This is a genomic window from Rheinheimera sediminis, assembly GCF_004005375.1.
Classification (GTDB): Bacteria; Pseudomonadota; Gammaproteobacteria; order Enterobacterales; family Alteromonadaceae; genus Pararheinheimera.
Genome location: NZ_RZUF01000012.1, coordinates 77,138 through 96,960 on the forward strand (window position 1 = coordinate 77,138; position 19,823 = coordinate 96,960).

General features: G+C 45.9%; 17 protein-coding genes and 4 tRNA genes. 11 read left to right on the forward strand and 10 right to left on the reverse strand.

Going from position 1 to position 19,823, the window contains the following annotated elements; genetic code table 11:
- Nucleotides 1-10 precede the first annotated feature (10 nt).
- On the reverse strand, nt 11-868 hold the full coding sequence (gene folD / locus EMM73_RS09755) for a bifunctional methylenetetrahydrofolate dehydrogenase/methenyltetrahydrofolate cyclohydrolase FolD (protein ID WP_127686257.1): 858 nt from the start codon (nt 866-868) through the stop codon (nt 11-13).
- A 243-nt stretch (nt 869-1,111) separates the two neighbouring features.
- Between folD and EMM73_RS09760 the strand changes: the two genes are divergently transcribed.
- The 4 genes from EMM73_RS09760 to EMM73_RS09775 all read left to right on the forward strand — a co-directional run bounded on the left by EMM73_RS09760 (nt 1,112) and on the right by EMM73_RS09775 (nt 1,493).
- Nucleotides 1,112-1,188 (forward strand) — tRNA-Pro (locus EMM73_RS09760).
- Nucleotides 1,189-1,217: 29 nt separating this feature from the next.
- Nucleotides 1,218-1,294, forward strand: a tRNA-Arg gene (locus EMM73_RS09765).
- 27 nt (nt 1,295-1,321) lie between these two features.
- Nucleotides 1,322-1,397 (forward strand) — tRNA-His (locus tag EMM73_RS09770).
- Nucleotides 1,398-1,416: 19 nt separating this feature from the next.
- Nucleotides 1,417-1,493 (forward strand) — tRNA-Pro (locus EMM73_RS09775).
- A gap of 212 nt (nt 1,494-1,705) precedes the next feature.
- On the opposite strand, the gene fadE is transcribed toward EMM73_RS09775, so the two are convergent.
- A complete protein-coding gene (gene fadE / locus EMM73_RS09780; RefSeq protein WP_127686258.1) occupies nt 1,706-4,168 on the reverse strand; it encodes an acyl-CoA dehydrogenase FadE in 2,463 nt (820 codons plus the stop codon).
- A gap of 160 nt (nt 4,169-4,328) precedes the next feature.
- Here fadE and EMM73_RS09785 point away from each other — a divergent pair, with 160 nt between their 5' ends.
- Nucleotides 4,329-5,093, forward strand: coding sequence for a class II glutamine amidotransferase (locus tag EMM73_RS09785; RefSeq protein ID WP_127686259.1), 765 nt, complete (start codon nt 4,329-4,331; stop codon nt 5,091-5,093).
- A gap of 21 nt (nt 5,094-5,114) precedes the next feature.
- On the opposite strand, the gene EMM73_RS09790 is transcribed toward EMM73_RS09785, so the two are convergent.
- The 8 genes from EMM73_RS09790 to EMM73_RS09825 form a co-directional block, all read right to left on the reverse strand.
- On the reverse strand, nt 5,115-5,846 hold the full coding sequence (locus tag EMM73_RS09790; RefSeq protein ID WP_261373376.1) for a DUF3108 domain-containing protein: 732 nt from the start codon (nt 5,844-5,846) through the stop codon (nt 5,115-5,117).
- On the reverse strand, nt 5,827-6,477 hold the full coding sequence (gene purN / locus EMM73_RS09795) for a phosphoribosylglycinamide formyltransferase (protein ID WP_127686261.1): 651 nt from the start codon (nt 6,475-6,477) through the stop codon (nt 5,827-5,829). The genes EMM73_RS09790 and purN overlap by 20 nt, the downstream gene beginning before the upstream one ends.
- Nucleotides 6,478-6,485: 8 nt before the next feature.
- A complete protein-coding gene (purM, locus tag EMM73_RS09800) occupies nt 6,486-7,529 on the reverse strand; it encodes a phosphoribosylformylglycinamidine cyclo-ligase (protein WP_127686262.1) in 1,044 nt (347 codons plus the stop codon).
- A 142-nt stretch (nt 7,530-7,671) separates the two neighbouring features.
- A complete protein-coding gene (locus tag EMM73_RS09805) occupies nt 7,672-8,079 on the reverse strand; it encodes a hypothetical protein (RefSeq protein WP_127686263.1) in 408 nt (135 codons plus the stop codon).
- A 16-nt stretch (nt 8,080-8,095) separates the two neighbouring features.
- On the reverse strand, nt 8,096-8,986 hold the full coding sequence (locus EMM73_RS09810) for a LysR family transcriptional regulator (protein WP_127686264.1): 891 nt from the start codon (nt 8,984-8,986) through the stop codon (nt 8,096-8,098).
- Between the two features lie 15 nt (nt 8,987-9,001).
- Nucleotides 9,002-9,967, reverse strand: a complete 966-nt coding sequence (gene cmoB, locus EMM73_RS09815; RefSeq protein ID WP_127686265.1) for a tRNA 5-methoxyuridine(34)/uridine 5-oxyacetic acid(34) synthase CmoB — start codon at nt 9,965-9,967, stop codon at nt 9,002-9,004.
- Nucleotides 9,964-10,707 (reverse strand): carboxy-S-adenosyl-L-methionine synthase CmoA, encoded by a 744-nt coding sequence (cmoA, locus tag EMM73_RS09820; RefSeq protein WP_127686266.1) that lies wholly within the window; start codon nt 10,705-10,707, stop codon nt 9,964-9,966. Before cmoA ends, cmoB begins: the two co-directional genes overlap by 4 nt.
- 64 nt (nt 10,708-10,771) lie before the next feature.
- Nucleotides 10,772-11,611: a DUF72 domain-containing protein gene (locus EMM73_RS09825; RefSeq protein WP_127686267.1), complete on the reverse strand. Its 840-nt coding sequence runs from the start codon at nt 11,609-11,611 to the stop codon at nt 10,772-10,774.
- Nucleotides 11,612-11,787: 176 nt separating this feature from the next.
- Between EMM73_RS09825 and EMM73_RS09830 the strand changes: the two genes are divergently transcribed.
- The 6 genes from EMM73_RS09830 to ruvB all read left to right on the forward strand — a co-directional run bounded on the left by EMM73_RS09830 (nt 11,788) and on the right by ruvB (nt 19,508).
- On the forward strand, nt 11,788-14,535 hold the full coding sequence (locus EMM73_RS09830) for a transporter substrate-binding domain-containing protein (protein WP_186435174.1): 2,748 nt from the start codon (nt 11,788-11,790) through the stop codon (nt 14,533-14,535).
- Between the two features lie 151 nt (nt 14,536-14,686).
- Entirely contained in the window at nt 14,687-16,462 is a 1,776-nt protein-coding gene (gene aspS, locus EMM73_RS09835; protein ID WP_127686269.1) for an aspartate--tRNA ligase, read from the forward strand.
- 109 nt (nt 16,463-16,571) lie between these two features.
- Entirely contained in the window at nt 16,572-17,312 is a 741-nt protein-coding gene (locus EMM73_RS09840) for a YebC/PmpR family DNA-binding transcriptional regulator (RefSeq protein ID WP_127686270.1), read from the forward strand.
- Nucleotides 17,312-17,833: a crossover junction endodeoxyribonuclease RuvC gene (gene ruvC, locus EMM73_RS09845; RefSeq protein ID WP_127686271.1), complete on the forward strand. Its 522-nt coding sequence runs from the start codon at nt 17,312-17,314 to the stop codon at nt 17,831-17,833. The genes EMM73_RS09840 and ruvC overlap by 1 nt, the downstream gene beginning before the upstream one ends.
- A 28-nt stretch (nt 17,834-17,861) precedes the next feature.
- Complete coding sequence (ruvA, locus tag EMM73_RS09850) at nt 17,862-18,485, forward strand: Holliday junction branch migration protein RuvA (RefSeq protein ID WP_127686272.1); 624 nt, start codon at nt 17,862-17,864, stop codon at nt 18,483-18,485.
- Between the two features lie 12 nt (nt 18,486-18,497).
- Entirely contained in the window at nt 18,498-19,508 is a 1,011-nt protein-coding gene (ruvB, locus tag EMM73_RS09855) for a Holliday junction branch migration DNA helicase RuvB (RefSeq protein ID WP_127686273.1), read from the forward strand.
- Nucleotides 19,509-19,823: the final 315 nt, after the last annotated feature.

Genomic DNA, 19,823 nt, shown 5'->3' on the forward strand with positions numbered 1-19,823 from the left:
CCCCAACATATTATTGGTCGTGGAATTGCTCGCAGGCTTCTAAGGTATTCTCAATCAAACAGGCCACTGTCATTGGGCCTACACCACCAGGCACTGGCGTAATAAAACGTGCATGCTGTTTGGCTTTATCAAATTCAACGTCACCGACCAGTTTGCCGGATTCCAAACGATTTATACCGACATCAATCACCAGCGCACCAGGCTTAATCCAGTCACCCGGAATAAACTCAGGCTTACCTACGGCTACGACCACTAAATCAGCGCGGCGTACATGCTGCTCCAGTTGTTTTGTGAACTTATGACACACTGTTGTGGTGCAACCTGCTAATAACAGCTCCAGTGCCATAGGGCGGCCTACAATATTGGAGGCGCCTACCACTACTGCATCCATACCACGGATTTGAATACCGGTGCTTTGCAACAGTTTAATGATACCTTTTGGTGTGCAAGGACGCAGCGCAGGCATACGCTGAGCTAAACGGCCTATATTGTAAGGGTGGAAACCATCAACATCTTTCAGTGGATTGATACGCTCCAGAATAGCGGAAGCGTCTAAACCTGCTGGCAGAGGCAATTGCACCAGAATACCGTCTACCTGGTTATCGGCATTTAAACTATCGATTAAATCAAATAATTCTTGCTGAGTGGTACTTGATGGTAAATCGTAAGAGAAGGATTCAAAACCTACTTCTTCACAGGCTTTGCGTTTACTGCCTACATAGACCTGAGAGGCTGCATCCATACCTACCAACACTACCGCAAGGCCCGGAGCTCTTTTTCCTGCTGCAAGGCGTTGCTGAACTCTTAATGCGACCTGTTGACGGGTAGATTGAGCTACCGCTTTGCCATCTATGATTTGTGCTGCCATAAAACTGCTCTGTTAACCTGAGATCTGAGGGGTTGTATTTTCGCACAGCTACAGCAAGGAGGCCAAGCAGATCAGTTTAACTGGCGTAAAAAGTTAAAAAATCAGCATATTTTCGTGTTATTGAACGCTTTTACAGCAAATGGGTTCAAATATTAAGCAATCAGTTTTTTAGCTGCAAAAAAGGTTTGACGCTCCAAGGGTTGGGCTGTAATATTCCGCCCCGTTGCAGTAGTGTAGCGAAGTCGGTGATTAGCGCAGCTTGGTAGCGCACTTGGTTTGGGTCCAAGGGGTCGCAAGTTCGAATCTTGCATCACCGACCATTTAAGAGAGCCTAACGGCCTCGAATTTGGCGCCCGTAGCTCAGCTGGATAGAGCAACGGCCTTCTAAGCCGTGGGTCATAGGTTCGAGTCCTATCGGGCGCGCCATTGCAACGTAAGTAAAGTTCTACCGTGGTGGCTGTAGCTCAGTTGGTAGAGTCCCGGATTGTGATTCCGGTTGTCGTGGGTTCGAGCCCCATCAGCCACCCCATTTAGACTAGGTTATATGTCGGTGATTAGCGCAGCTTGGTAGCGCACTTGGTTTGGGTCCAAGGGGTCGCAAGTTCGAATCTTGCATCACCGACCATTCTCCCAGTAAAAACAATAATAGCAGCAATGCTGTTTTTTTGTTTCTGCGTTTTGTAAATCTGCTCTGTCATCCCTACACCTAGATTTTATCTTCATCGTCAACGCCTACTTTTACTTGTTCGTTTTTTTCTAAAGCACTATACCTTACTGTTTCAAATGCAAAAAAAAAGAAGCCTGCACAGGGCAGGCTTCTTTGGCAATCAACGCTGCTTAAGCAGCTTCTGATTTTGCTTTTGGCTTGATATCAAACAAAGACTTATCTGCAGCCAATTCCAGCGGATCAAAATCATCCACGTTGATGGTATGCAGACGGCCTTGTTCAGCCACTCGCAGCTTTTGTGCTTCGGCTTCGGTGATTACACCTAGCTCTAAACCTAAATCTGCTACTTCGTTTAAGCGGAAGAATGGCAGACGCTTATTCGCTGCATGCACCACTTTGTCGAAGATAGGCTCAGCGGCCAGAATATCAGCCAGGGCTTTTTCAATTAAACCGATCTGATTGTTTGGTTCCAGCGTCAGATAAACGTTCGTTGCTAAGCGGCTGCGGGCTTCACAAGGTGTTTGCATAATACGTGACACCTGATGATCCAGCTGATCCGATGGTTTGCGTAAAGTACGACCCCAAGGGAACAATAGCTTACCTAAGACTGAACCTACGATACGATTCGGGAAGTTATCCAGCATTTCATCCAAAGCCACCTGAGCTTTGTACATATTGTCTTCACAAGCCCATTGTACAATAGGCAAGTCTTGCGCTGGACGACCGTCGTCGTTAAAGCGTTTCAGTACAGCTGAAGTCAGATACAACATGGATAACATATCGCCTAAACGGGCTGAGATACGTTCACGGCGTTTTAAATCACCACCCATGGTGCCCATGGCCACATCAGACATTAACGCCAATGCAGCGCTGTATCTGTTCATTTGTTTGTAGTACTTAGCAGTCGCATCTGAATACGGGCTGGCAGAGAAGGCTGAATTGCTTAGCCCTAACCATAAAGCACGGAAGAAGTTGCTGATACTAAAGCCAATGTGTCCAAATAAAGCACGGTCAAAGGCGGTAACAGCAGCGCGTTCATCTTCTAAACCTGCAGCTTGTAATTCAGCCAATACAAAAGGATGGCAACGAATTGCACCCTGACCGTAAATAATCATATTACGCGTCAGAATGTTGGCACCTTCTACCGTAATAGCGACTGGAGCACCCTGATAACCACGGGCCAAATAGTTGGTCGGGCCCATACAGATGCCTTTACCACCATGAATATCCATAGCGTCGATAATGGCCTGACGCATCCGCTCTGTCATATGAAACTTGGTAATGGCAGAGATAACTGATGGTTTTTCACCTAAATCGATAGAGCCTACCGACATAGTAGTCGAAGCTTCCGCCATGTAAGCGTAACCACCAATACGGGCCAGGGCTTCTTCAATACCTTCCATTTTACCTATGGGCAGCTTGAACTGACGACGGATACGGGCATAAGCTCCAGTCAATAATGCTGCGGCTTTGATACCACCAGTACTGTTAGACGGCAGGGTGATAGCACGACCTATTGACAGACATTCCATCAGCATACGCCAGCCTTGACCAGCCATCTTCGGACCACCAATGATGTAATCCAGCGGAACAAAAACTTCTTCACCCTGAGTTGGACCATTCTGAAATGGCACGTTCAGTGGGAAGTGACGACGACCGATTTTGACACCAGGTGTTGATGCCGGGATTAAAGCACAAGTGATACCTAAATCTTTTGTGTCACCCAATAAACCGTCCGGGTCCTGCATTTTGAATGCTAAACCCAACACTGTTGCAATAGGAGCCAGCGTGATATAACGCTTGTTCCAGGTCAGGCGCATACCAATAATTTCCTGACCTTCCCATTGGCCTTTACAGACTATACCCACATCTGGGATAGCGCCGGCATCAGAGCCAGCTTCTGGGCTGGTTAAGGCAAAACAAGGGATTTCTAAACCTTTGGCCAAACGAGGCAGATAGTGGTCCTGCTGCTCTTTGGTACCATAATGTTGTAACAGCTCGCCTGGGCCTAAAGAGTTAGGCACACCAACAACGCTGGATAAAACCATACTTTTACTAGTTAACTTTTGCAGAACACAAGACTGAGCGTAAGCAGAGAACTCCAGACCACCGTATTGCTTTTTGATGATCATTGCAAAGAAACCGTGATCTTTCAGGTACTGATACACTTCTGGTGATAAGTCAGCACGTTCATGTGTGGTATGCCAATCGTCTACTATAGCCAGCAATTCTTCACAAGGACCGTCTAAAAACGCTTGTTCTTCTGCACTTAAACGTGGTTTTGGATAATTGTGCAGCTTGTGCCAGTCTGGTGTGCCACGGAATAAATCGCCTTCCCACCAGGTGGTGCCGGCATCAATAGCTTCTTTTTCTGTGGTCGACATTTCCGGCATAATTTTGCGGTATATCTTCAACAGCGGCTTGGTTAAGTACTGTTGACGTATGCTGGCGACATTTAAAGGTAGGGCCACAATTAAAAACAGGATCCAGCTGACCAGACCCACTGTGTCAGTGAAGCTTGCTACAGCTAATAAAGCAGCGATCAACGCCGTAAACATAGTTAAACTTGCTCTGTGGTAGGCGAGCACGGCGACTGTGCCAAGCAAAGCTACCCAAAAAATTAACACATCCATAATTTACTCCTGAGAACTAGAGGTCAGACCACTGTAGGCTTAGAGTAGTGTGCCTGTTGCAAAGATGCAAGTAATTCCTTACTTTGCAGTTTGGTTTACTGTCAACTTTTGTTGCAGCGTCAGTGTATCGTGTGAGCAAGTATAGGAAGCTATCTGATTTATGTGTGAGTTATTAGGAATGTCTGCCAATGTGCCAACCGATATCTGTTTTAGTTTTAAAGGTCTAAGAGAACGGGGCGGGAAAACGGGCCCGCATAAAGATGGCTGGGGTGTGGCTTTTTACCAGGGCAAAGGCGTCAGTACTTTTAAAGACGCCGATCCGAGTTATCAGTCGGAAATAGCAAGGCTCATTAGTGATTATCCTATTAAAAGTACTGCTGTGGTGGCGCATATTCGCCAGGCCAATAGTGGTGGAGTAGGGCTTGAAAATACTCATCCTTTTACCCGAACTTTATGGGGACGATACTGGACTTATGCCCATAATGGTCAGTTGCATGGTTTTGAAACTTTAGCAACAGGTAAACATTTTGTGGTAGGGCAAACTGACAGCGAACATGCGTTTTGTTATTTACTGAATGCGCTTGAGCAACGTTTTCCTACAGCACCTGATGATATGAAGCAGGCTTTTGATTATCTTGCTAGCTTGTGTCCGGCTTTACAGCAGTTAGGTGTGTTTAACTTGTTGATATCAGATGGTGATTATCTGCTGGCCTATTGCAGTACTAAATTGCACTGGATCACCAGAAGAGCTCCCTTTGGTGTGGCACTGTTGTCTGATGTGGATGTAGATATTGATTTTTCAAAAGAAACCACAGAAAAGGATGTAGTGACTATTATTGCCACTTTGCCACTAACCTCAAACGAACAGTGGCAAGTGATGGCGTCCGGGCAAGCACAGCTATTCAAGGCAGGAGAGCCGCAATAAGCGGCTCTGTAGGGGAAAAGTTTACGGCTTTAAAGTTGCCAGCTGAATATCAAATTGTTCAACCTTGTCTTCGGCTTGCCATAAACGAACCAACAAATAATCCAGCTCCGGTGCTACCCAGGCTAATACTTGTTTATCAGGCCCCGTGCCTGTGCGTTCAATTCGTATCGCTCTTACTTTACCGTAGGGCAGCGATAACCACTCTTCGCCTGCCACTTTAAAGCTGTACTTACGCTCTTCACCATGGCGGTTCAGTACCTGATACTCAAATTCAGTTTTCCCTGCTTGTAAATCTAAAGCGAGCTGACTGTGGTAACTCAAAGGATCAAGCCATTGCTCATTCCATTGTACGGTTTTGATTTTTTTAGATTTTTCGACTCTTAGCTCTTTATTCTCCCAGTTTAGATTCAGTTCATAATAACGGTTTGGGCCTGAGCCACTGCGTTTCATCACGTAGCGACTGGGCTGAATACGGCCATCTTTGACACTAAAAAAGGATTGTTCTGAACGTTTATCTGTAAAAATCAGCCAGCTAATATCGCTGCTATACCCCAGCTCGTAACCTTGTTCAGTGGTTTTGACATAACGTTTGGCTTCACCGTGTTTTTTGCCGGAACGCAATACATTGTAGCTGGCTTCAAAAGTTGAAATTTGGTGTGAAGGGGCAACTGCAGGTTCTTCAGCTGATAAAAGACTTGAAAAGAGTAAAAAAAATGACGCACTAAGGCGCCATTTATTCATCATCCTGGTCATTTGCATATCCATGGTCAGACAATAAAAGGCCATCTAACAATGCCTTATCTGACTGCTGTTGTAAACGGTTCTGACAAAACCAGCGCACAACCAACGGATAAATACGATGTTCTTGCTCGTGAACACGCTCTGCGACAGCATTTGCATCATCACCAGGAAATACAGGTACTTTTGCCTGCAAAATCACTGGTCCACCATCTAGCTCTGCCGTGACAAAGTGCACTGAACAGCCGTGTTCCGAGTCACCCGCATCAATAGCGCGCTGATGAGTATTCAGCCCCTGATATTTGGGTAATAACGAAGGATGGATATTCAGCAAACGGCCCTGATAATGCTGCACAAATTCAGGCGTTAAAATACGCATAAAACCAGCCAGCACCACCAAATCAGGTTGATACTGGTCGATAGTTGCAATCAAATCCTGATCATAAGCTGCACGGTCGACATAGGCTTTATGATCCAGCACTATAGCTTTAGCTCCGGCTTTTTTTGCACGCTCTAAACCAAAAGCTTTGGCTTTGTTTGACAGCACAGCTGTGACTTTTCCGTCGATAAAACCAGCACTGCAGGCATCTAAAATTGCCTGCAGATTGGAGCCACTGCCTGAAATCAATACCACAATAGATTTCATGCCTGGGTTTAGCCTTGGATCACAACTTGAGCTTGGTCCGGCGCAACCTGATTAATTTCACCTAGATGCCAGGCATTTTCGCCAGCGGCTTTTAACTGGGCTAAAGCCGCATCAAGGTGAGTTGCAGGAACCACCACAATCATACCGACACCACAGTTAAAGGTGCGGTACATTTCGTGACGTTCTACATTACCTTGCTGTTGTAACCAGCTGAAAATAGCAGGCCATTGCCAGCTGCTCTCTTTGATGTTTGCCTGAGTGTTTTCTGGCAGTACCCGAGGGATATTTTCCCAGAAACCACCACCAGTAATATGACACAAGGCATGGACCGGCATAGCTTTAATTAAAGCCAGCAGGTTTTTTACATAAATACGGGTAGGCTCTAACAGATGATCGGCAATAGTTTTGCCTTCCAGCATGGTTTGAGGATCCTGGCCGCTAACTTCCAGTACTTTACGAATTAACGAAAAACCGTTGGAATGAGGACCAGAAGCCGCCAATGCAATTAATTGATCGCCTGCTTTTACTTTGCTGCCATCAATAATTTCAGACTTCTCAACCACACCAACGCTAAAACCAGCGATGTCGTAGTCTTCACCGTGATACATACCTGGCATTTCAGCAGTTTCACCGCCCACCAGAGCACAACCAGCCAGCTCACAGCCTTTAGCAATGCCTTCTACCACAGTGGCAGCGGTATTTACATCCAGCTTACCAGTGGCGTAGTAGTCAAGGAAAAATAACGGTTCAGCTCCTGATACGACTATGTCGTTCACACACATGGCAACTAAGTCGATACCTACGCTGTCATGGCGTTTTAAATCCATTGCCAGACGCAGTTTGGTACCTACACCATCAGTGCCTGATACCAGCACCGGCTCTTTATAGCCAGCAGGGATTTGACACAAAGCACCAAAGCCGCCTAAACCGCCCATTACTTCTTTACGGGTCGTGCGTTTTACTGCACCTTTAATACGGTCAACCAAGGCCTCACCGGCATCAATATCTACACCAGCGTCTTTGTAACTTAACGACGTTTTTTGCTCGCTCACGGCAATCCCCAAATGGCTAAAAAGTGAAGGTCAAAAAAAATTCGCGGCATTTTACCCTGTAAAGCCGCCAGACAAAAGGATTTACTGCATGCAACGGTGGATCAGGTTGGATTGATCGCAGAGCATTGCCTCGAAGCTATTATCATTGCATGGCGTTGTTCATTGCCTGTCCGACATAATTGCGTAAACTCGCGCTCGGAGTTTTGGCAATTTGATGGTAAACCAAGGACGCAAAAGGAAACTCCTTACCATTATAATGCACACAGATATAAGGTGCGTCTGGTGACGATTCGTCGTAGTACCACTGACCGCCGACATGATGAATAAAAATCTCACCTGTGTAAGAACCAAACAGATTGCATAAAGTGAATAGCAAATCATCGGCATGACGTTGCTCTTGCTGACGTAAATAAAGTTCACTAAGTATTTCATCGACTTTGCTTAAACTATCCAGACTAAAGTCCAATAGCACCTGATGTTCCTCTGCAGCATAGACAACGGCGTCCTGTGCTGTTGCTTTCATTAATTCACTTACTTCGTGCTGGTTCATTTTGACCCCTTGATGATTAGTTTTTATGCTCGGCTAACAGCAGCTCACGTAACTGGCGGCTGCCGGGCCCTAGTGTTTCTTCTTTGGGTGTAATTAGCGCTAAAGGTACTACGCGAGCTGAGCTGAGTGGAATTTGAAGACAAACCAGAGCGCCGGTTTTAACCAGGTCTTCTATTAGAAATTCAGGCAACCAACAAAACCCTATACCACTTTTCAGAATATCTATAGCTTCAAAAAAATTATTCACGGTCCAGCGTTGTTCCGCCTTTAACCAGCCGACGTCTTTAGGTTTGCTTGCAGTATCCCGGATCACTATCTGTAAGTATTGACTCAGTTCATTTAAATCAAGTTTTGATTGCTGCGCAAGCAGGTGGTTTTGTCCGACGACCGGCAGCATCTGGGTTACGGTTAAAGGTTCACCGATAAAGCCTTTAGGCACACTAGGTGACGCTGCTATAACTAAATCAGCCTTATGTTCCGTAATCATTTCGGTCGAACCTGTGATTACCGTATCTATGATCTGTATTCGGCTACCACGTGAAATAGGGTGAAACTTAGCCAAAGCGCGATATAAAAATTTTTTAGGGTAAATTAGTTCTACCGCGATACGAATTTCAGGCTCCCACCCAACATTAATATTGGAAGCCAACAGCTCTAAATCTTCAATTTGTTGGGTTAATAAACGAGAGCGGCGTAACATGACTTCACCTGCCGAAGTTAAAAAGGCTTTACGTCCTTTGACCTCCAGCAGTTCCACACCCAACTGATACTGTAATTTCGCCACCGCATGATTTAGGGAAGACTGACTTTTATTCAGTAAATCAGCGGCCTGCGCATACCCCCCCGCATCGACCACAGCTTGCAGTATACGCCATTGTTCCATAGTTGATTTCGGGCGGTACGGCATCGAAATTCCTTCAGTTTAAGCCTGTGCTACTATCACGGCACGAAGCGGAGCCGGATAGCCTTCAATGGTTTTACTATGGTCAGTTGGGTCAAGAAAATCAATCAGACTTTCATTTTCCATCCAGCTGGTTTTACGTTGTTCATCCAGACTGGTGACAGATAAATCCACTACTTTTATATTTCTAAAGCCCACGCGTTGCATCCACAACAACAGAGCTGCTGTACTTGGAATAAACCAGACGTTACGCATTTTAGCGTAGCGGTCAGTGGGCACTAACACCGCCTGCTCATCGCCTTCAATCACCAAGGTTTCTAACACCAACTCACCACCGGGGCGTAGTTGTTGTTTTAACTGAGCTAAAAAGTCGATGGGGGAACGACGGTGATACAATACGCCCATGGAAAACACTGTATCAAAAGCTTTTAGCTCTGGCATATCGTCTATGCCGACCGGCAATAAATGCACTTTAGGGTCTGGATTAAAATGTTTGATGGCTTCAAACTGACAATAAAACAGCTGTGAGGGATCAATGCCGACAACAAATTCCGCACCTTCACCTTTCATGCGCCATAAGTGATAACCACTGCCACAGCCGACATCCAACACTGTTCTGTGTTGAAGTGGGCTGATATGAGGCAGAACTCTGTCCCATTTCCAGTCAGAGCGCCATTCGGTATCTATGGTTAAACCATGCAGGGTAAATGGGCCTTTGCGCCATGGCATAAGCTGGCGTAACAAAACTTCAAGCCGTTGTTTTTGGCCATGGTTTAAGTCTTCTGGCTGGCCAAATTCGACTTTAGTTTTTAATTCGACACAGTTCTTCGCTGCAACTGGCAAATGGTCCAGTACTTTTTGCCACTGCTTAAAGTCACCATGCAAAGCCTCTTGCTCCCAGCTTTTTAATTGAGCCGGTAAGGTCTCAAGCCAGTGCACCAACTTATTCGCGGCAATTTGCTGATAAAAACTCTGAAAACGGCTCATCCTTGCTCCTCTGTTGTTTTTATTGCGACCAGAGAGCAAAAATTAAAACACTGAAACCACAGGCTGATGTGTTCAAAGCCTGCAGCAGACAATCTTGCTTTATGTTCCTCCAGACTGTCGGGGCGCATCACATTTTCAAGCGCAGTGCGTTTTTGGCTGATCTCCAGCTCACTGTAACCATTAGCGCGTTTAAAGTCGTGGTGTAAATCAATTAACAGCTCATGAGTGGTTTCATCAGTTTCGATAATTTTTTCTGACAACACAAAAATACCACCAGGTTTCAGCGCCTGATAAATTCGTTCAATCAGGCGGGCTCTGTCTTCTTTGGCTAAAAACTGCAAGGTGAAATTACTGACCACTACAGCGGCATTTTCCATCGGAATATCGCGAATATCGGCCAGCAATACCCTAGCTGGAACGTCAGAGCGAAAGGCCTGTAGATGGCTGGTACAACGTTCCACCATTGCAGCGCTGTTATCGACTCCAATCAATTGACAACCAGGTTCAGTGATCTGGCGGCGCATGGCTAAACTAGCCGCGCCCAAAGAACAACCCAAATCGTAATAGTTGCTGTCAGCTTGCTGAAAACGGCTGGTCAGTTTGCCTATGGTCTGAATGATAGTTTGATAGCCAGGCACAGAGCGTTGGATCATGTCTGGAAACACATCCACTACGGCAGAGTCAAAACAAAAATCCTGAATATGGCCCAAAGGGTCAGCGTAAATATGATCTTTTTGCATCAGTCGAACTACTTCATACCTTTAATTGGCGAACAGTTTAACGTATTTTGGCTTGGGGGCGAAATCAAAGCAGACTCAGTTGGCTCTGATGTTCTGGCCAGGGGGCCAGTATCGGATGTTCTATACCCAGGTCCATCACAAACTGCCGTGCCAGCTGTGGAGCTGTCAGATTATCAGGGCTGTGGAAAAAACAAAAAGGTGTTTTACCTTCATCCAGCCATTGCCGTACTTTCCCCAGCCAAGGCTGATAATAATGCTGATTGATGGTCATATCGTCAGTGCCGACGAAACGTAGCATAGGCTGTTTGGTCAAGGCCACCGCATGCACGGGTAGATAAGGTTTTTTCCGCTGCGCGTCCAGCAATGCTGCGGTTGTAGCGGGCACTGAAAATAGAGCTCTGCTGTCAAATATCACCCGCTCCGCCTCAAAATCACGCAATAAACGGTTCAAGGTGATTTCATGTTCTGCTTTATCAAAAAACATCGGATGGCGCACCTCAACAGCGACAGAAAAGGATGAACACAAGCTATTGAGCATCTGTTGAAGCCAGCTTAAATGCTCTGGTGAAAAATAAGCGGGTAGCTGTAAATGCACCAAAGCCAGTTTTTCTGCCAGCGGCGCTATCAAATCCAGCCAGAGTTGTAATTCAGCACGCTGGAATTGCTGAAACTGATGACTTAATCGTTTGGGAACTTTTAAAGTAAAACGGAACGCTTCATCGCTTTGCTCTTTCCAGCGGGTAACAGTTTGTGCTGACGGATCAGCATAAAAACTGGTGTTGCCCTCTACAGAATTGAAATACCTACTATAGTTAGCAAGAAAGTCTGATGGATCCAGCTCGCTGTTAAATATCAGATTTTTCCACTGAGCCTTTGCCCAGACTGGGCAGCCAAGATATAGCATCCGGGGTTCCATTGTAAAAAAGTCATTCTTATTGAGGTGGCTATTGTCGCTGGATTTAGCTTTTTAACCAAGATAATGATTATATCTCCACTATGATGAAAAAGTTGCTGTTGTTTTTTTTGATGATTGCAAGCTGTGCTTATGGCTGTAATTTGCAGGCGCAAGAGTCCGGGTCTATGGATAGACTTCCGGCTGCTCTGAAAATAGGGATCTCCAGCGATACCTATCCTTATATGTTTATCGACGATGAAGGTCAGGCTGCAGGGTTGGTGGTCGATTATTGGCGGCACTTAGGCAGTCAACACGGCATCGCCACAGAATTTATCGCCGCAGATTGGGCCGATACACTCAGTATGCTGGATGCAGGCCTTATAGACTTGCATGGCGGGCTGGGGCGAACCGCGGATCGGGAACAACAGTATTTGTTGGGCACAACTTATCTGGATATTTTCAGTAATGTATTTGTGCACAGAGATCTGACTGGAGTAGCTAACTTAGCGGATTTGCGACCTTATCTGGTGGGGGTGGTAGGGCGCTCAACTCATATTGATAGTTTGACGCAACATCAACCTGATTTGGTGTTAAAGCCATACGATGCCGTGTCTCAGATGTATGACTCCGCTTTAAAAGGGGAAATTAAAGCATTCACAAGTCTGGATCGATTATCTCCTCGTTATGTCAGTTACACAGAACTAAGTTTGCTCTACCCGGCTTTTAAAAAAGTCCCTATCCAAAAAATCGAATTGACTTTTGCCGTTAGAAAGGACAAGGCTTTGTTACTGCAGCATTTAAAGGCAGCTGCAGATGCTGTCGATACCGTCTTTAAAGATCAGCTGGAACGGAAATGGCTGAGCGTGGATACAGATCCGACAACCCTTCTGATTGGGGTATCTATTGGCAATCAACCGTTTATGCACGCGACTACTCTAGGGGATGTACAAGGGGTTTTTGTTGATTTATGGCGGCTTTGGTCTAAAAAAACCGGCATAGCCGTCAGTTTTGTACCTAATCAATCTGAGGATTCCTTGGCCTACTTACGCAAAGGTCGGATTGATGTACAGATGGCTCAAATTGAAAACGCTGAAAAATACACTGGTTTAAAGCCTGCTTATCATCTGTACAATATTTATTCGTCACTATTCTATAACAGCAAGTTAGATTTAACCTCTGTGGATCGATTGAAAGGCGCTACGCTTGGGCTTTTGCATACCTCTAGTCTTGGGCCTCAATTACAACAACAGTTCCCTGAAGCGAGATTAAAAGTCTTCGATACCCTGGATCAGATGATTGACGCTACGTCGAAAAATCAGATCTCAGGTTTTTTAGCGTCAGATTTAACAGTAGGTGGACGTCTGTTGCAAAACAGTAGCCAAGATAGCCTAAAAGTCTTTCCTGGTATTCGGTATGAGTCTGCTGTGTACTCGCTGATCCGTAAAAATGATGAGGAATTGTATCAACGGATCCAAAAAGGTTTTTCAGACATCAGCTTAGATGAGCTGGTTGAAATAGAAGACCGATGGTTGGGTAAAAATGCCCGCGGCTATTTTCAAACATTTCGTGACAAAGTGCCCTTAACTTCTGCTGAGCGGGAGTGGTTAAATCAGCATCAGCAGATAAAAGTTGGCGTGATGAATAACTGGCGCCCCATCGAATTTGTTGACGAAAAAGGTCAAGTCCAGGGTATTACCAACGACATTCTGAAATTACTTAATCAGCGTTTAGATGTGCAGTTCGTACCTCAGCCTTATAGCGATTGGGATCTACTGTTAGAGGATTTTAAAGCAGGCAAACTGCAGATGGTGGCGAATATTTCTGATTTACCAGAGCGGCGCAGTTTCAGTTCCTTCAGTATGGATTATTGGACGTTAGAATGGATCATGCTAGGGAAGCAGGGGGCGGTATTTTATGAAAATCTGGCGTCTATGCCTGGTCAACGTATAGCCGTGATGCGCGAGTATCAGTTTGTACAGCAACTCAAAACTGACTATCCCATGCATCAAGTGATTGAAGTTGACAGTTTAAATGACGGACTCGAAATGGTGACTTCAGGACGTGCTGATTTTGCCCTGGATACAGTGCTGGCTTCAGCGGTGGCGCTGAGGGATCCAAGATACGTTAATTTACGTGCTTATTTGCCTGCTGAATTGGCTGTATATCCGTCTTATTTTGGGGTGCGTAAAGACTTACCTGAATTATTAGTGATCCTGAATAAGGGCATAAGAACTATTAATGATGCCGATCGAAAGAACCTGCAGGATAAATGGCTGGATTTGGGGATTAAACAAGGTCTGGATCACAGCAGGGTGATGACTCTGGTGCTGCAAATAGCTGCAGTGTTTTTTATGGTAACTGTCGGCTTTCTTATTTGGAATTTCTCCTTGCGTCGTGAAGTGAATTTACGCCGTAGTGTGGAAGAGAAAATGCGTTTTATGGCAGGCCATGATGATTTAACTCATCTTCCAAACCGAAGCCTGTTGACTGAACGTTTACAAACGGCTTTGCATCAACATGCCCGGCATAACGAGATGTTGGCATTGATGTTTATAGATTTAGATGGCTTTAAGCAAGTGAATGATTTGTATGGGCATGATGTAGGCGATGAGATGCTGGTCAAGTTATCAGCGCTGTTGAGTCACTGTGTAAGGAAAACAGATACTGTGGCTCGTTTTGGTGGCGATGAATTTGTGATTTTGTTAACTGGATTAGTAGATCGGGATGATGCTGCTATAGTGGCAGAAAAAATACTACTGTACCTGCAAGAGCCATTAGCCTTGTCGGTTTGTCAGGCCAAAGTAGGTGCAAGCATTGGTATTGCTATTTATCCGGATGACGGTACTGACGCAGCCACTTTGCTAAAGTCTGCCGATCAATTGATGTATCAGGTAAAGCAGCAAGGAAAAAGCCAATATCGCTTCAGTCGCTGATCTGCTTTTTCCGGCCAAGCGCTGCCATAGTGAACAAAATCTAATCGCTAGTTGTTAACTGAGTTTAAGGGCAGTGACATTAATCGTCTTTTCTATATAATTAGCGCTCATTTTCGCAGGCATATTAAAGTTCGACTGAAAGGATAAGTTAATGCGTAGCCATTATTGCGGTTCATTAAAGGCAGAAAACATTGGTCAACAGGTGTCATTGTGTGGGTGGGTCAACCGCCGTCGTGACTTAGGTGGTTTGATTTTTATTGACCTGCGCGACCGCGAAGGCTTGGTTCAGGTATTTTTTGATCCTGAATTAACAGACTTATTCTCTCAGGCCGCTGACTTACGTAACGAATTTTGTGTGCAGTTAACTGGGACTGTACGTGCCCGTCCAGAGTCTCAGGTTAATACCGATATGGCTACTGGCGAAGTTGAAGTCTATGCCTCCAGCCTGACTATTTTAAATAAATCTGCTCCTATTCCGCTGGATCCAAACCAGAACAATAGCGAAGAGCAGCGCTTAAAATACCGTTACATTGATTTACGCCGTCCTTTAATGAGCGACCGTTTAAAGTTCCGCGCTAAGGTCACCAGTTTTGTCCGCAACTTTATGGATAGTCAGGGCTTTTTGGATGTAGAAACGCCGATCCTGACTAAAGCTACTCCTGAAGGTGCCCGCGACTATTTAGTACCAAGCCGCACTCACAAAGGCCAGTTTTTCGCCTTGCCACAATCGCCACAGTTGTTTAAACAATTGCTGATGATGGCTGGCCTGGACCGCTATTACCAAATCGTTAAATGTTTCCGTGACGAAGATTTACGTGCAGACCGTCAGCCTGAATTTACTCAGATTGATATCGAAACATCTTTCATGACGTCTGAGCAAGTGATGGAAGTCACGGAGCAAATGGTACACCAGATGTTCCTGCAACTACTGGATGTCGATTTAGGCAAAATGCCTCGTATGACCTACAACGAAGCGATGCGTTTATACGGTTCAGACAAACCAGACTTACGTAACCCAATGCAGTTTGTCGACGTAGCTGATTTAGTGAAAGACGTTGAGTTTAAAGTCTTCTCAGGCCCGGCCAATGACAAAAAAGGTCGCGTAGTGGCGTTAAAAGTGCCGGGTGCTGCTGAAAAAGTCTCACGTAAAGACATAGATAACTACACAGCTTTTGTTGGCATTTACGGCGCTAAAGGTTTGGCCTGGTTAAAAGTGAACGATATCAGTGCCGGCGCTGAAGGTATTCAGTCTCCTGTGGCCAAATTTTTAACTCCTGAAATTATCAGCGAAGTATTAAGCCGCACTCAGGCCACTACAGGCGATTTAATTTTCTTTGGCGCTGACAGCTACAAAGTAGTTTGTGAAGCTATGGGCGCTTTGCGTCTGAAGTTAGGCGAAGATTTAGGTTTAACAGTGCAGGGCTGGAAACCACTGTGGGTTGTGGACTTCCCAATGTTTGAAGAAAACGATGATGGCAGTTTCTCAGCAGTGCACCATCCGTTCACCTCACCTTTGGACACCGCTGAATTCCTCGCGACTGAAATGGACAAGCTGGATCACAGAGCCTTGTTGTCCAACGCCTATGATATGGTGTTAAACGGTACTGAGCTTGGCGGCGGTTCTGTGCGTATCCACACGCCGGACGTGCAGGCTAAAGTATTCCAGTTACTGGGCATCAGTGATGAAGAAGCCGCAGAGAAGTTCGGTTTCTTACTGGAAGCTTTACGTTATGGTGCACCTCCACATGCAGGTCTGGCTTTTGGTTTAGACCGTCTGGTGATGTTAATGACAGGTGCTACATCCATTCGTGATGTGATGGCGTTCCCAAAAACTGCCACTGCTGCTTGTCCACTGACCGATGCACCAGGTGAGGCCAATCCGGCTCAACTGGCTGAGTTGGGTATTCAGGTGGTAAAAAAGCAATAAATAATTTAAAAGGCACAGTACTCACTGTACTTTGCCTTTGATGAGTTGTTTTCTGCACTATTTTGAAGCGGCTAAGGCCGCTTCGCTTTTATGACGATGGAGTATGCACGTGGCTGGTCATAGTAAATGGGCTAACATGAAGCACCGCAAGGCTCGTCAGGATGCCAAGCGGGTTAAGATTTTTACCAAACTTATTCGCGAGCTGACAGTGTCAGCCCGTATCAGTGCTGATGTGGATGCCAATCCTCGCTTGCGGACTGCGGTTGCCAAAGCGCTGTTGAATAATATGACCCGGGATGCGATAGACAGGGCTATCAAACGTGGCGCTGGTGAGCAGGATGGCAGCAATTATGAAGAGCTGGTGTATGAAGGGTACGGTCCTTGTGGCGTTGCCATAGTAGTAGAAACCCTGACGGACAACCACAAACGTACTGTAGCTGATGTGCGTAGTGCTTTTACCAAATACGGCAATATGGGCACTGCAGGTTCCGTCAGCTATTTATTCAGTAAAAAAGGCCTCATCTCTTTTGCGCCAGGTTTATCTGAAGATCAGGTGCTGGATATTGCACTGGAGGCAGGCGCGGAAGATGTAGTCAGTCATGACGACGGCAGCATTGAAGTGATCACCAGCCCTGATAGTTTCAACGACGTACGTGAAGCCTTAGAAGCGGCAAAGCTTGTCGCGGACGACGCTGAAATTACCATGATGCCTTCAGTCAAAGCCGAAGTAGATGCAGAACATGTGGTGAAATTTTTTAAACTCATCGACATGCTGGAAGACTTCGATGATGTACAAAACGTCTATCACAATGCTGACATTGCCGATGACGTGATGGCGTTAGTGCCTTAATGGCTATTATCCTTGGTATTGATCCCGGCAGTCGGTTAACCGGCTACGGGGTTGTGCGTCAGACAGGCCAGAAATTTGAATACATTGCCAGCGGTTGTATTCGATTAACCTTGAATGACATCCCCGACAGACTCAAACAAATTTTTGATGGGGTGAGCGAGATTATTCAGCAAACCCAGCCAGATGTATTTGCCATAGAGCAAGTCTTTATGGCTCGTAACCCAGACTCCGCCCTAAAGCTTGGGCAAGCTCGTGGTGCTGCTATAGTGGCAGCGAAACATGCTGGGCTTGAAGTCTTTGAATACTCAGCCCGTCAGGTCAAGCAAGCTGTAGTCGGCACTGGTGCCGCTGATAAAACTCAGGTGCAACATATGATCCGCACCTTGTTAAAATTGCCGGGTAATCCGCAAGCCGACGCTGCCGATGCCCTTGCCGTGGCTATGTGTCACGGGCATACTCATCAAAGTTTATTGCATTTGGCAGGGCAGGCCACTAAAACAGTGCGCGGCAGGCTACGCTGATTTTTTCTGAATACCGGAGCTTTTGATTGTGATTGGATTATTACGTGGTGTTATTTTAGAAAAGCAGGCGCCGGATCTACTTATTGATGTGGCAGGTGTTGGCTACGAAGTGCAGCTGCCTTTGACCAGCTTTTATAAATTGCCTGAAGTAGGCAAAGAAACTGTGATCTACACCCATTTTGTTGTGCGGGAAGATGCGCAACTTCTTTATGGTTTTCACACCAGCACGGAGCGTGCTTTGTTTCGCCAACTGATAAAAGCTAATGGGGTAGGACCGAAGTTAGCTCTTACTATCTTATCCGGTCTGTCCGCTCAGCAGTTTGTCCGTTGTGTACAACACGACGATATCAGCACTTTGGTAAAACTGCCAGGCGTTGGTAAAAAAACCGCTGAACGATTATTGATAGAAATGCGTGACCGTTTAAAAGACTGGGGGCTGAACATCAGTACACCTGTCACTGATCATTTAGTGCTTACTGATGATGAAGTCGATTCGTTTGAACTGGTAGAAAGTGCTGAGCAGGATGCCCTTAGTGCCTTAGTAGCTTTGGGTTATAGCCAGTTGCAGGCCAGCAAAGCAGTGCAAAAAATTAAGCAAGCCGATATGAGCAGCGAGCAACTGATCAAACTGGCTTTGCGCAGTATGATTTAAACAGGAATACTCATGATAGAAGCCGATCGTCTGATCGATACCAAAGCCAGCCGCGAGGATGAGCTGATTGACCGCGCCATCCGACCTAAATCTCTGGCCGATTATACCGGGCAGTCTCATGTTAAAGAGCAAATGGCTATTTTTATCGAAGCGGCCCGTGGCCGTGGTGAGCCTTTGGATCATTTGCTAATTTTTGGACCGCCTGGTTTGGGGAAAACCACCTTAGCTATGGTGGTGGCTAATGAAATGGGGGTGAATATTAAAAACACCTCAGGCCCTGTGCTGGAAAAAGCCGGTGATTTAGCAGCGCTTCTAACCAACCTCGAGCCTAATGATGTACTTTTTATTGATGAAATTCACCGCTTAAGCCCGGTAGTGGAAGAGATTTTGTATCCGGCGATGGAAGACTACCAGCTGGATATTATGATAGGGGAGGGGCCTGCTGCTCGTTCTATCAAACTGGAGTTACCGCCATTCACACTGATAGGTGCTACCACCAGAGCTGGCGCTTTAACCTCACCACTTCGAGATCGTTTTGGCATAGTTCAGCGGCTGGAGTTTTATAAAGTCGATGAGCTGGCGCACATTATTTTACGGTCAGCCCACTATCTGAACTTAGAGCTTGAGTTACCTGCGGCTACTGAAATCGCCCGCCGTTCGCGTGGTACTCCCCGTATTGCTAACCGTCTATTAAGGCGGGTGCGTGATTATGCTCAGGTCAAATCCGCCGGCCTGGTGCCAGTGGAGATTGCCTCTGCCGCTTTGCATATGGTGGATGTAGATGCCAGTGGTTTTGACTATATGGACCGTAAGTTAATGTTGTCTATTATTGAGAAATTCGGTGGCGGCCCTGTAGGCCTGGATAACCTGGCTGCAGCCATAGGTGAAGAGAAGGAAACTATCGAAGATGTGATAGAGCCTTTTTTAATTCAACAAGGTTTTATCCAGCGTACGCCGCGGGGCCGTATCGTCTCACCAGCAGCCTACAAACATTTTGGTTTTGATTTACCGGAATCGAATTAACGATGCTTTGACACGACTATAGAGAGAAAAGAGCTGCCTGTCGGCAAGAAAGTGTCGCAGATCGAATAACAAAATCGCCGGGAGCGATTTTGAACAACGCGAAGCGTTGGCCCTTTAGGGTAAGCGCCATAGATGGCAGCGCATAAAAAAAGCCCGCTAAATTAGCGGGCGAATGCAACAAGTTGAAGTAAGTCTTCAAAATCCAGGGAACATGTTGAGACAAGATGATCATCTTTCAACAGATAATCACATCATCAGTATTCATCACTAAAGTCGGGTCACTAAGACCTGGACTCTTGCGCTAGCTCAGAACAC

Bases quoted from the DNA above. Each gene is read 5' to 3' on its own strand.
- cmoB (WP_127686265.1), bottom strand. From the start codon at position 9,967: ATGAGCCGTTTTCAGAGTTTTTATCAGCAAATTGCCGCGAATAAGTTG.
- EMM73_RS09825 (WP_127686267.1), bottom strand. From the start codon at position 11,611: ATGCTATATCTTGGCTGCCCAGTCTGGGCAAAGGCTCAGTGGAAAAAT.
- folD (WP_127686257.1), bottom strand. From the start codon at position 868: ATGGCAGCACAAATCATAGATGGCAAAGCGGTAGCTCAATCTACCCGT.
- EMM73_RS09805 (WP_127686263.1), bottom strand. From the start codon at position 8,079: ATGAACCAGCACGAAGTAAGTGAATTAATGAAAGCAACAGCACAGGAC.
- ruvB (WP_127686273.1), top strand. From the start codon at position 18,498: ATGATAGAAGCCGATCGTCTGATCGATACCAAAGCCAGCCGCGAGGAT.
- EMM73_RS09785 (WP_127686259.1), top strand. From the start codon at position 4,329: ATGTGTGAGTTATTAGGAATGTCTGCCAATGTGCCAACCGATATCTGT.
- cmoA (WP_127686266.1), bottom strand. From the start codon at position 10,707: ATGCAAAAAGATCATATTTACGCTGACCCTTTGGGCCATATTCAGGAT.
- EMM73_RS09790 (WP_261373376.1), bottom strand. From the start codon at position 5,846: ATGACCAGGATGATGAATAAATGGCGCCTTAGTGCGTCATTTTTTTTA.
- EMM73_RS09830 (WP_186435174.1), top strand. From the start codon at position 11,788: ATGGATAGACTTCCGGCTGCTCTGAAAATAGGGATCTCCAGCGATACC.
- EMM73_RS09810 (WP_127686264.1), bottom strand. From the start codon at position 8,986: ATGCCGTACCGCCCGAAATCAACTATGGAACAATGGCGTATACTGCAA.
- fadE (WP_127686258.1), bottom strand. From the start codon at position 4,168: ATGGATGTGTTAATTTTTTGGGTAGCTTTGCTTGGCACAGTCGCCGTG.
- aspS (WP_127686269.1), top strand. From the start codon at position 14,687: ATGCGTAGCCATTATTGCGGTTCATTAAAGGCAGAAAACATTGGTCAA.
- ruvC (WP_127686271.1), top strand. From the start codon at position 17,312: ATGGCTATTATCCTTGGTATTGATCCCGGCAGTCGGTTAACCGGCTAC.
- purN (WP_127686261.1), bottom strand. From the start codon at position 6,477: ATGAAATCTATTGTGGTATTGATTTCAGGCAGTGGCTCCAATCTGCAG.